Raw genomic sequence first — 10,160 nt, 5'->3', positions numbered from 1 at the left:
TGAGGTTCATCTTCCATGGTCGATGCCAGTTCTTGAGCTGCTTTTCGCGCGTAATGGCCAAGGCCATTGTCCCGAAAAGCTCGAAATGGACGAGCCGGTAGGCGCGATGACGGTCGGCAAAGCCACCGGTCGCTCCGTTCCGGTGTTGCCATATCCGCTGCACAAGACTGGAGGTTACGCCGATGTCGAGCGTGCCGTTGCGATGGCTGGCGAGGATGTAGGTGCAGGGCTGAAAGACGTCGCGCATGGGCGGGGAGGTCAGGGCCATGGATGCTGAAACAAGTTCAGCATGACGAGAGTATGAGAAGTTCGCTTTTTCACTTGGCCGCCTTTTTGAGGGCCACACGCACCAGTGCGTCGAGGCTGGCTCCCGCACCCAGTTCCTCGCTGGCTGCCGCAACCGCGGAGCTCGCCTCGCCGGGTTTGAAGCCGAGGCCGGTGAGGGCGGTGACGGCATCGCCGAGCGGGCCGGGTGCGCCTCCCCGGGTAGGACTCGAACCGGCGATCCCACCGAGTGCGCCCGCCTTGTCCTTCAGCTCATGCGTGATCCGCTGCGCGAGCTTCGGCCCGACGCCGTTCGCGCGCGCGATCATCGCGCTGTCGCCGCTGGCGAGGGCGCGTTGGAGGTCGCCGATTTCGAGTGCCGAGAGGATCGCGAGCGCGACCTTCGCGCCGACGCCCTGGACGCTGGTGAGCAGGCGGAACCAGTCGCGCTCCTCGGCCTTGGCGAAGCCGAGCAGGCGCAGGAAATCCTCGCCGACGAGCATTTCGGTGTGGATGGTGACGTCGCCGCCGACCGGGCCGAGCGCGTCGAGCGTCCGCGCCGACGCCTCGACCAGATAACCGACGCCGCCGACGTCGATCACCGCGTGGCCTGCGGTGCTGCTGTCCAGCCGTCCGGTGAGTTTGGCGATCATCTGGTTTCCAACATCCGTACGGGCCGAGCTTGTCGAAGCCCGTCCTTCCCCTTTTGTTCTCCTTAAGAGAAGAACGGCCCTTCGACAAGCTCAGGGCGAGCGGCGTGAGGATTTAAACCTTGGGCCGGTGGTTTGCATGGCAGATCGCGACCGCGAGGGCGTCAGCCGCATCGGCGCCCGCGACCTTCGCGCCGGGCAGCAGGACGCGCAGCATCGCCTGCACCTGTTCCTTTGCCGCGCCGCCAGTGCCGACGATCGCCTTCTTGACCAGCCGCGGCGCATATTCGGCGACCGTCAGCCCGCCGCGCGCGCAGCCGAGCAGGACGACGCCGCGCGCATGTGCGAGCTTCAGCGTCGATTGCGGATTATCGTTGACGAAAACTTCCTCGACCGCGGCGCACCCGGGCGCATGATCGGCGATCACTGCGGCGAGCACGGTATCGAGATGCGCAAGCCGGTCGGGAAGGGGAGCCTTCGCGTCGGTCTTCACCTGTCCGTTGGCGATGTGGCTGATCCGGCTGCCCTCGACGCGGATGACGCCCCAGCCGGTGCAGCTGAGCGAGGGGTCGAGACCGAGGATGATCACGGGATCAGGCCGGACCGACCAGCCGGTCGATCAGCTCCTGATCGGCGTCGTGGATCCAGCATTCGTGCAGCAGGCCGTCGGCGACGGTATAGACGAGCACGCGTTCGACCTCGACCGCGGCATCGTCCCGGCCGAGCTGCTCGCGGGCGATGATGGCGCCGCGGTGCAACCCGGCCATGATGTCGACGATTTCGACAAGTTTCCGGCTCGTCCGCCGCGAGAAATCCGCGAGGACAGTCAGCGCGGCGATCTTTCCGGCATGGACACCCGACAAGGCATGGGCACCGGGATAATGCAGGGTGAAATCGTCGTGATAGGCGGCGGCAATGGCCGCTAGATCGCCCGATTTCCATGCGGCGGCATAGGTTTCGAGGACGGATCGAATCCGGTCTTCGCCGCCTGCCGCCGCGTTGTCGTTCAACCCAGCTTCTCCATCACCGCGTCGGGGATTTCGTAATTGCCCCACACGGTCTGGACGTCGTCGTCGTCGTCGAGCGTATCGATCAGCTTGAACAGCGTTTGCGCGGTCGCTTCGTCGGCGACTTCGCTTTTCAGCGTCGGGCGCCAGGCAAGCTTCACGCCCTCGGCTTCGCCGAGCTTGGCTTCGAGCGCCTTTGCGACTTCGTGCAGGCTGTCGACGCTGGTCCAGATGTCGTGGCCGTCCTCCGACGATTCGACATCGTCGGCGCCGGCGTCGAGCGCAGCTTCGAACACCGTGTCGGCGTCGCCCGCCTTGGCGGCGTAGCTGATCATGCCGAGGCGGTCGAAACCGTGGCTGACGCTACCCGACGTGCCCAGGTTGCCGCCATTCTTGCTGAACGCGGTGCGGACGTTGGTCGCGGTGCGGTTGCGGTTGTCGGTGAGGGCCTCGACGATCAGCGACACACCGCCGGGGCCATAGCCCTCGTAGCGGATTTCTTCGTAATTCTCGCCTTCGCCGCCCGCGGCCTTGTCGATCGCGCGCTGGATATTGTCCTTGGGCATCGATTGCGCCTTGGCGGCGTTGACTGCGGCGCGCAGGCGCGCGTTCGCGTCGGGATCGGGCAGGCCCATCTTCGCCGCGACGGTGACTTCGCGCGCGAGCTTCGAGAAAAGCGTGCTGCGCTTTTTGTCCTGCGCACCCTTGCGGTGCATGATGTTCTTGAATTTGCTATGGCCGGCCACGGCCTACCTCCTCAAAGGAAAAATCTGGCGCCGCCCTAGCGCGGCGCGCGCCAAGAGACAACGGCATCAGACAACCACGGCGGTTCCCGACGCGCTGACCATCAGCATCGACCCGTTCTGGCCGAGCACTTCATAATCGAGATCGACGCCGATCACCGCATTGCCGCCGAGGCGCGCAGCCTCGGCTTCCATCTCGGCGATCGCTTCCTTGCGCGCGCGGGCGAGGACGTCCTCATATTTGCCCGAGCGGCCGCCGACGATGTCGGTGATGCTGGCGAACAGGTCGCGGAACAGGTTGGCGCCGACGATCACCTCGCCGGTGACGATGCCCAGATATTCGCGGACCGGACGGCCTTCGACATTGTTGGTGGTGGTGCTGAACATCGTCACTCTCCTGTGGCTTGGCGGGGTTGGTGTCAGTCGATTCCGAGCGCCGATTTATAGACGTCGAGAATCGCTTCCATTTCCTTGCGGTCGTGCACCGGCAATTTGCGCAGGCGAACGATCTGGCGCATGATCTTCGGGTCGTAACCCTGCGATTTCGCTTCATTATAGGTGTCGCGGATATCGTCGGCGATGCCCTTCTTCTCTTCTTCCAGACGCTCGATGCGCTCGATGAAAAGGCGCAGTTGTTCGTCGGATACGGTGGCTTCGCTCATTTTATACTCCGCTCGGATGGGATGATTGCGTGGCGAGAATCGCCTCGGCGCCCGATTAGCGGCGTCAGGGATTCTTGGCCATGCTTTCTTCCATCCGTGCGAGCTGTTCGGGGGTCGCGGCCGTATGAAAGCGGGCTTTCCATTCGGCGGTCGCCATGCCGTGGACGATCGCGCGGCCGGTTTCCCTGTCCATATCGCCCGCCTCGGCGATCCAGTCGCCCAGGCAGTTGCGGCAAAATCCGGCGAGGCCCATCAGGTCGATGTTCGCGGCGTCGCTGCGATGCCGGAGCAGGCGGACGAGGCGGCGGAACGCCGCGGCCGCGGCGGCATCGTTGAGGCTGTCGAGAGCATCATTGCCGTTCGTCTGGTCGTCGCTGCAGGACATGCTGGCTCCTTTGATGGTTGAATAGCTATACGGTTGTTGCCTTGACGGCATCAAGACGGCATTGCCCTAGCGTCCCCGACCTAACCTACCCACGTCATCGGAGCATTTGTGGTTCAGAGCTTTACTCCCCGCCAGCGCAAGGTTCGCATCCTGGCGACGCTTGGCCCCGCCAGTGCCAACCCCGAGATGATTGCCGAACTGCACCGGGCGGGCGCCGACGCCTTTCGCGTCAACATGAGCCATGGCGATCATGCCGGGCATGCGAAGGTGATCGCCGCGATCCGCGCGCTCGAAAAGGACACCGGCCGCCCGACGACGATCCTCGTCGACCTGCAGGGGCCGAAATTGCGCGTCGGGACGTTCAGGGACGGCCCCGTCGAACTGGGGAAGGGCAAGGCGTTTACGCTCGATGCCGACAAGGCGCCGGGCGACGCGACGCGGGTCCATCTGCCGCACCCCGAATTGTTCGCGGCGCTCGAACCCGGCACGCGGTTGCTGATCGACGACGGCAAGCTGGTGCTGCGCGTGAAGAGCGTTGCGCCGGATCGTATCGAAACCATCGTCGAGGTCGGCGGCAGGATTTCGGACCGCAAGGGCGTCAACGTCCCCGACGTCGTCGTCCCGCTGGCGGCGCTGACCGAAAAGGACCGCAAGGACCTGACCTTCGCGCTCGAACAGCATGTCGACTGGATTGCGCTGTCGTTCGTCCAGCGCCCCGAGGACGTCGCCGAGGCGCGGCGGCTGATCGGCGGCAAGGCGGCGTTGCTGGTGAAATTCGAGAAGCCGTCGGGGGTGGAGCGGATCGAGGAAATCCTCGAGCTTGCCGATGCGGCAATGGTCGCGCGCGGCGACCTGGGTGTCGAACTGCCGCCCGAGGCGGTGCCGCCGCTCCAGAAGCGCATCGTCGCGACCGCGCGGCGGATGGGCAAGCCTGTGGTGGTCGCAACGCAGATGCTCGAATCGATGATCGTCTCGCCGTCGCCGACGCGCGCCGAAGTGTCCGACGTTGCCACGGCCGTGTACGACGGGGCGGATGCGATCATGCTGTCGGCCGAGACTGCGGCGGGTTCCTTCCCGGTCGAAGCTGTCACCATGATGGATTCGATCGCGCGCTCGGTCGAAAGCGATCCCGATTATTATCGCCGCCTCCATTTCACCGAGACCGCGCCCGACGCGACGACGGCCGATGCGCTGGCCGAGGCGGCGGGCACGATCATCCAGACGATCGCCGCCGATGCGATCATCTGTTTCACCGCTTCGGGGTCGACCGCGCGCCGCGTTGCGCGCGAGCGCCCAGGAGCCCCGCTGCTCGTGCTGACGCCGAAGCGCGAGGCGGCGCGGCGCATGGGCCTGCTGTGGGGCGCACACGCTGTGCCGACCAAGGACATCGGCAGCTTCGAAGAGATGATCGCCAAGGGCAAGCGCATGGCGCTGCGCCACGGCATCTGCAAGGCCGGCGCGAAGCTCGTCATGATGGCGGGGGTTCCGTTCGGTACGCCGGGATCGACCAACGTCCTCCACGTCGCCACTTTGACCGGCGACGAACTGCGCGGATACAGCTGATCCGATTCAAATCGGCACAAAAGTTACCGGCCGATTCACAAAATTTTCCCGTTGATTCAGAACGGGACGGACTAAAATGGTAAATGCGCTTTGCACCATTGACGCCGCGCGGCATAGTTGGTGCAAGTAGCGCGTCGGACCCGCGTCGGGGGGCTCCGCATCGCCAGTCCGGAGGTCTTTCTCGCGTGTCCGCACCGTTCCGTTTTCCGCGCTTTTTCGTCACCAGCCCCGCGCCTTGCCCCTATCTGGCGGGTAAGACCGAGCGCAAGGTGTTCACCGAACTCAGCGGCAACACGGCGAACGAACTCAACGACGCGCTCGGGCGCATCGGGTTCCGTCGCAGCCAGTCGGTCGCCTATCGCCCGAGCTGTGCCGACTGTTCGGCGTGCGTGTCGGTGCGCGTCTGCGCAAGCGAGTTCACCCCAAGCAGCTCGCAGAAGCGCAACATGCGCCGCAACGGCGATCTGGTCGCCACGGCGTGCAAGCCATGGGCGACCGAGGAGCAATATGCATTGCTGCGATCCTATCTCGGCTCGCGTCATCCCGATGGCGGCATGGCCGACATGGACGAGCAGGATTTTGCCGACATGGTCGAGCAAACTCCGGTCGACAGCTATATGATCGAATATCGCGAGCCGGTGGCGGACGGCAGCAAGGGCCGCCTCGTCGGCTGCTGCCTGACCGACCGGCAGGGCGATGGACTGTCGATGATCTACAGCTTCTTCGACGCCGCCCATCCGATGCGCGAGGGGCTCGGTACCTATATCATCGCCGATCACATCCAGCGTGCGGCACGCGTCGGGCTGCCCTATGTCTATCTCGGTTACTGGATCGAAGGATCGGCGCGCATGGCATACAAGGCGCGCTTCCGCCCGCTGGAAAAGCTTGGCCCCGATGGCTGGTCGCGCTTCGAACCGACCCAATCCGAGCGCATCGCGGCGATGTTCGAGCTTGCCTGACGGTCGTCGGCTTCGGGGTGGAGAGCTGCCGCTGCGCCGCAACATTGCCCAAAGTTCAGTAAAGGTCAGCCTTGTGCGCCGTTCCATTTGACCCTGCCGGGTGCTGGAAGCGCCCGGCCCTGACCGTTTGCCCACATCGGCCGGCAAACGCTTTTGTCCACCCGATGAAAGAGCCGAAATGAAGGCTGGCATGGCCGGATAATGTAGGAAAGGCCTTTTTTCGAGCGTCTGATTTGGGGTGGGAGCTGTCCCTTTTGTGCACCCCGGCGAAAGCCGGGGCCCATGGGGTCAGAAGGCTGGCATTGCGCGATTACGCTCTGGGCCCCGGCTTTCGCCGGGGTGCACATCCCCTATCGGCAGCTCCCGGTCGTTTAGCGGCAGTTTCAGTCACCCGCCGCTATTACAGCCGCGCCTCGAGCTGTGCCAGCAACTGCTGCACCGGTGCCCGTACCCGCGGCGCATCCCATCCCGCTTCGATCTGGGCAATGCGTTCGAACAGCCGTTCGCTGGCGGCGATCACGCGGCGGATCGACGCGTCGAAACCCGAGCAGACATCCCAGTCGGCACCAACCGGCTCGCCGATCCGCGCGGCGCTGTCGTTCGGGCCCGCGCCCGGATCGCCCGCGAACATCGCGCGGCGGTGGAGCAGCCATGCGATAATGTGCATCAGGCGCGTCGTCGTCTTCAGCGATTCGCAAGCGAGGCCGATTTGCCCCAGCGCGCCGCCCTGCGCGGTCCCGAGGTCGCGCTGCGCCGCAAAGGCAGCGTGCGCTTCATCGGCGAGCAGCATCGCCTCGACATAGAGATTTTCGACCTGCGCGCGCTGCACCGGTACGCCGATTGCCATCATGTTCGTTCGCCCACCGACCATGACGGCGGGGATGCCATGCGGCCCCCGCACTCGGCAATGGCGGTAACCATGAAATCTGACCCCGAAGCCGTCCCGTTTTGATTCACGCGATGATGTCGGGAACCAGTTGGTCCTCGCACCAGGCGATTTCGTCGCGCAGCCTGAGCTTGCGCTTCTTCAGCCGCGCAAGCTGCAACTGGTCGGGGACCGCGCCCGTGCCGAGCGCAATGATCGCAGCGTCGAGATCGCGATGCTCGACGCGAAGCAGTTCCAGGCGCTGGGTAATTTCCTCGGGGCTCACACCGGTCTCCCTGCCACGTTCACCACTGGTCCGCAACGGGGACCGGCTGACCGAATCACGACGACATTCGGTCCGATTCGTGATTTACTCAGCCATGCCAATCGAGTCGAAAAAGGAGAATGGCATATGAGCACGTCGCACCTTTCCGCCCTGAAGTCCCGCCATGCGGACCTCGACGAGAAAATTGCGAATGAGGAACGCCGCCCCTGTCCCGACGCAGGCGTGCTGGCCCAGATGAAAAAGCAGAAACTGAGACTCAAGGAAGAGATGCTCGCGATCGCCTGACGATCGCGGCAACCGCCCGCTGATGCCGCCCTATGCAGGACGCATCAGCGTCGGCGGTACAGAGGCCCTCGTTCGAGGCCTGTGCGCCGGAGATGCGGCGGCAGATCGGACTCCGAAACCACCTGACGACGCACCGCCTGCGGATCGACCGGCCGGTCGAACGCGATGCCGAACTTGCCTTCGCCCGCCCACACGACGCGTCCGGGAACCTGCCCGACATTGCGCAGTTCGACCTCGACGGTCGCGTCCTGCGCAATCCTGGCCTTCGCCTCCGCCAGCATTCCGCCCGCGGACAGGTTGCGCACGCGCACGACGACGGGATCGGACTGGCCGGGAAGGATCAGGCTGGCCTGCATGAACAGGCTGTCCCGATCGGCACCGCGCGACAGCGCCGCGACTTCTTCGTCTACTGATGATGGACCGCGCGATTCCATTGCGACCTGTTCCCCGCGTTGAATGTCAGGATCGCGAATCTAGGGACAGGTCGTTGCGGAATCGTAAATGGGACGCCAGCGCGCGCGATTAATCTTCGCGCGAAATCCGTTCGTTGCGCTCGTGACGCTCCTGCGCCTCCAGCGTCATCGTCGCGATCGGGCGGGCCTGCAGGCGCGCGAGCGAAATCGGTTCACCGGTGACCGCGCAATAGCCATATTCGCCTTCGTCGATGCGGCGGATCGCCGAATCGATCTTGGCGATCAGCTTGCGCTGGCGGTCGCGGGTGCGCAATTCGATCGCCCAGTCGGTCTCGCTCGACGCCCGGTCGGCAAGGTCGGGTTCGCGCAGCGGCCCGTCCTGCAAATGCGCCAGCGTCGATTCGGATTCGCTCAGGATCGATTTTTTCCAGGCGAAAAGCAGGCCGCGGAAATAATCCTGCTGCCGCTCGTTCATGAACTCTTCGTCGTCGCTGGGGACATAATCCGAATCGAGATTGGATCTGGCTTCGCGAAGCGCGTCTGCGCCAACATCGGCAATCTTGGTCGGCATGAGGGGCTCTCGCGTCCTTTCCTGTCGCCCGCGGGCCGCCAAGCGGTGCGGGGAGTGGCGCGCCTATAACCAGCCGCTGGCCACGATACAAGCGTCGAAGCAGCGCATCGCATCGCGCCCGTTAAGCCGGGCTGAACCGGCGCCGGATGGAAGTGCAAATCCCGGTCGCGGATCGTGCTGCGGGAGGTGCCATTTAGGGCCGAATATTAACCAATCGCATAGAATCGTTGCAGTTTACGTTCTGTTTTGGGACAGATACGGTGTTTTTGGTTGATTCCACCGCCCTTTTCCCGCTGTCGGACAGGTAAACGCGGTTAACGCAATTGCCGTGTTCATAAAGCTTTGGCCTTTTGGGTTATAGCAAAGGCGAAATCGGGTGGTCGGTCGATGGCGCTTCGCACCTGCAACGGGAAAGAAAGAGAAACCTATGTCTGTCCGAATGGCCCTCGCCAAGCTTTGCGCCTGCACCTGCGGCGGCGCGATCATCGGTAGCGGCGCAATGCAGATCGCGGACGTGCCGAAGGCGCGCGCGCAGACGGTTCAATCCTGCTCGCCCTGTGCCGGCAAGAAGGTGGTGCGCAAGCGCCACGCCGCTCGCAAGCCGGTGAAGCGCGTGCGCCGCGTCGTCACTACGAAGCGCGTGATCCGCACCGCGACCCCGCAGACGCAGGTCGTGACGCAGACGATCCCGCTCCCTCCGATCCCTTACGCGCCCTTCCCGCAGCGCGGCTGGGAAGGCGGCGGTGGCGGCGGTAGCGGCGTGACGGTCATCGGCGGCGGCTTTGGCGGCGGTTTCGGCGGCGGCTTCTTTGGCGGTTTCTTCGGCGGCAGCAGCGGCGGCGGCAGCAGCGGCAGCATCGTCGTCACCTCGACGACCACTGGCGGCGTCAGCACGTCGACCAGCACCTCGTCGGGCGTCTCGACCTCCACCGGCAGCGTGTCGACTTCGACGGGTAGCGTATCGACGTCGACGGGCAGCGTCTCGACCTCGACCGGCAGCGTCTCGACCTCGACTGGCAGCGTCAGCACGTCGACGGGCAGCGTCAGCACCACCAGCACGAGCAGCAGCTCGTCGTCGAGCTCCTCGTCATCGTCGTCCTCGTCATCGTCGAGCTCGTCCTCGTCGGGCGGTTCGTCGAAGGGCGGCAGCTCGCACGGATCCTCGCATGGTTCGTCGCACGGCAATTCGTCGAAGGGCAGCTCGGGCTGGGGCGGTTCGTCGAAGGGCGGCAGCTCGAGCAGCTCGAGCTCGTCTTCGTCCTCCTCGTCTTCGTCATCGAGCAGCAGCTCGTCGGGCGGCGCAACCTCGTCGGGCGCGACGGGCGGCACCAGCAGCTTTGGCACGACCAGCAGCTCGTCTTCCTCGTCGTCGAGCAGCAGCTCATCATCTTCCTCTTCGTCCAGCTCGGGCGGCAGCAGCAGCCATGGCGGATCGTCAGGCGATCCGACCCCTGTTCCGGCACCGCCGATGATGCTATTGTTCGGCGCTGCAGCCGCTGCGCTCGTT

Annotated in this window: 16 protein-coding genes; 3 read left to right on the top strand and 13 right to left on the bottom strand. The window is 64.8% G+C overall.

Going from position 1 to position 10,160, the window contains the following annotated elements; all coding sequences use genetic code 11:
* The 8 genes from VGD20_RS08105 to VGD20_RS08070 form a co-directional block, all read right to left on the bottom strand.
* Positions 1 to 247: GIY-YIG nuclease family protein (locus VGD20_RS08105; RefSeq protein ID WP_331133958.1), on the bottom strand; the 247-nt coding region annotated here is incomplete at its 3' end.
* 70 nt (positions 248 to 317) lie between these two features.
* Complete coding sequence (gene ruvA / locus VGD20_RS08100; protein WP_331133957.1) at positions 318 to 917, bottom strand: Holliday junction branch migration protein RuvA; 600 nt, start codon at positions 915 to 917, stop codon at positions 318 to 320.
* Positions 918 to 1,029: 112 nt separating this feature from the next.
* Positions 1,030 to 1,503, bottom strand: coding sequence for a crossover junction endodeoxyribonuclease RuvC (gene ruvC, locus VGD20_RS08095; RefSeq protein ID WP_331133956.1), 474 nt, complete (start codon positions 1,501 to 1,503; stop codon positions 1,030 to 1,032).
* A 4-nt stretch (positions 1,504 to 1,507) separates the two neighbouring features.
* Positions 1,508 to 1,924 carry a nuclear transport factor 2 family protein gene (locus tag VGD20_RS08090; protein ID WP_331133955.1) on the bottom strand — a complete coding sequence of 139 codons (417 nt, stop codon included), beginning with the start codon at positions 1,922 to 1,924 and terminating at the stop codon, positions 1,508 to 1,510.
* Positions 1,921 to 2,667 carry a YebC/PmpR family DNA-binding transcriptional regulator gene (locus tag VGD20_RS08085; protein WP_331133954.1) on the bottom strand — a complete coding sequence of 249 codons (747 nt, stop codon included), beginning with the start codon at positions 2,665 to 2,667 and terminating at the stop codon, positions 1,921 to 1,923. The genes VGD20_RS08090 and VGD20_RS08085 overlap by 4 nt, the downstream gene beginning before the upstream one ends.
* A 66-nt stretch (positions 2,668 to 2,733) precedes the next feature.
* Positions 2,734 to 3,051, bottom strand: a complete 318-nt coding sequence (locus VGD20_RS08080) for a heavy metal-binding domain-containing protein (protein WP_062184526.1) — start codon at positions 3,049 to 3,051, stop codon at positions 2,734 to 2,736.
* A 32-nt stretch (positions 3,052 to 3,083) separates the two neighbouring features.
* The gene (locus tag VGD20_RS08075; RefSeq protein WP_037555168.1) at positions 3,084 to 3,326 is read right to left on the bottom strand and encodes a DUF2312 domain-containing protein; all 243 of its coding nucleotides are present in this window, start codon (positions 3,324 to 3,326) and stop codon (positions 3,084 to 3,086) included.
* A gap of 64 nt (positions 3,327 to 3,390) precedes the next feature.
* Entirely contained in the window at positions 3,391 to 3,711 is a 321-nt protein-coding gene (locus VGD20_RS08070; protein WP_331133953.1) for a DUF1244 domain-containing protein, read from the bottom strand.
* 108 nt (positions 3,712 to 3,819) lie between these two features.
* On the opposite strand from VGD20_RS08070, the gene pyk reads away from it, so the two are divergent.
* Positions 3,820 to 5,274, top strand: coding sequence for a pyruvate kinase (gene pyk, locus VGD20_RS08065; protein ID WP_331133952.1), 1,455 nt, complete (start codon positions 3,820 to 3,822; stop codon positions 5,272 to 5,274).
* A gap of 185 nt (positions 5,275 to 5,459) precedes the next feature.
* A complete protein-coding gene (locus tag VGD20_RS08060; protein ID WP_331133951.1) occupies positions 5,460 to 6,233 on the top strand; it encodes an arginyltransferase in 774 nt (257 codons plus the stop codon).
* Between the two features lie 400 nt (positions 6,234 to 6,633).
* On the opposite strand, the gene VGD20_RS08055 is transcribed toward VGD20_RS08060, so the two are convergent.
* Complete coding sequence (locus VGD20_RS08055) at positions 6,634 to 7,083, bottom strand: DUF1465 family protein (protein WP_331133950.1); 450 nt, start codon at positions 7,081 to 7,083, stop codon at positions 6,634 to 6,636.
* A gap of 103 nt (positions 7,084 to 7,186) precedes the next feature.
* Positions 7,187 to 7,384: a YdcH family protein gene (locus VGD20_RS08050; protein ID WP_331133949.1), complete on the bottom strand. Its 198-nt coding sequence runs from the start codon at positions 7,382 to 7,384 to the stop codon at positions 7,187 to 7,189.
* A 126-nt stretch (positions 7,385 to 7,510) separates the two neighbouring features.
* On the opposite strand from VGD20_RS08050, the gene VGD20_RS08045 reads away from it, so the two are divergent.
* Positions 7,511 to 7,669 carry a YdcH family protein gene (locus tag VGD20_RS08045; RefSeq protein WP_331133948.1) on the top strand — a complete coding sequence of 53 codons (159 nt, stop codon included), beginning with the start codon at positions 7,511 to 7,513 and terminating at the stop codon, positions 7,667 to 7,669.
* Between the two features lie 44 nt (positions 7,670 to 7,713).
* Here the strand turns inward: VGD20_RS08045 and VGD20_RS08040 are convergent, their stop codons facing one another.
* The 3 genes from VGD20_RS08040 to VGD20_RS08030 form a co-directional block, all read right to left on the bottom strand.
* On the bottom strand, positions 7,714 to 8,103 hold the full coding sequence (locus VGD20_RS08040; protein WP_331133947.1) for a PilZ domain-containing protein: 390 nt from the start codon (positions 8,101 to 8,103) through the stop codon (positions 7,714 to 7,716).
* An 88-nt stretch (positions 8,104 to 8,191) separates the two neighbouring features.
* The gene (dksA, locus tag VGD20_RS08035; protein ID WP_331133946.1) at positions 8,192 to 8,653 is read right to left on the bottom strand and encodes an RNA polymerase-binding protein DksA; all 462 of its coding nucleotides are present in this window, start codon (positions 8,651 to 8,653) and stop codon (positions 8,192 to 8,194) included.
* A 705-nt stretch (positions 8,654 to 9,358) separates the two neighbouring features.
* The coding region (locus VGD20_RS08030) for a hypothetical protein (protein ID WP_331133945.1) at positions 9,359 to 10,160 on the bottom strand (802 nt) is incomplete at its 5' end.

This window comes from Sphingopyxis sp., assembly GCF_036402335.1.
GTDB lineage: Bacteria > Pseudomonadota > Alphaproteobacteria > Sphingomonadales > Sphingomonadaceae > Sphingopyxis.
The sequence above is the reverse complement of the archived record's forward strand: the minus strand, read 5'-3'. Positions and strand labels throughout refer to the sequence as shown.

Excerpts from the sequence above, each read along its gene's own strand:
- VGD20_RS08040 (WP_331133947.1), bottom strand. The coding sequence starts at position 8,103 with ATGGAATCGCGCGGTCCATCATCAGTAGACGAAGAAGTCGCGGCGCTG.
- VGD20_RS08075 (WP_037555168.1), bottom strand. The coding sequence starts at position 3,326 with ATGAGCGAAGCCACCGTATCCGACGAACAACTGCGCCTTTTCATCGAG.
- VGD20_RS08045 (WP_331133948.1), top strand. The coding sequence starts at position 7,511 with ATGAGCACGTCGCACCTTTCCGCCCTGAAGTCCCGCCATGCGGACCTC.
- VGD20_RS08080 (WP_062184526.1), bottom strand. The coding sequence starts at position 3,051 with ATGTTCAGCACCACCACCAACAATGTCGAAGGCCGTCCGGTCCGCGAA.
- ruvA (WP_331133957.1), bottom strand. The coding sequence starts at position 917 with ATGATCGCCAAACTCACCGGACGGCTGGACAGCAGCACCGCAGGCCAC.
- dksA (WP_331133946.1), bottom strand. The coding sequence starts at position 8,653 with ATGCCGACCAAGATTGCCGATGTTGGCGCAGACGCGCTTCGCGAAGCC.
- VGD20_RS08070 (WP_331133953.1), bottom strand. The coding sequence starts at position 3,711 with ATGTCCTGCAGCGACGACCAGACGAACGGCAATGATGCTCTCGACAGC.
- VGD20_RS08055 (WP_331133950.1), bottom strand. The coding sequence starts at position 7,083 with ATGATGGCAATCGGCGTACCGGTGCAGCGCGCGCAGGTCGAAAATCTC.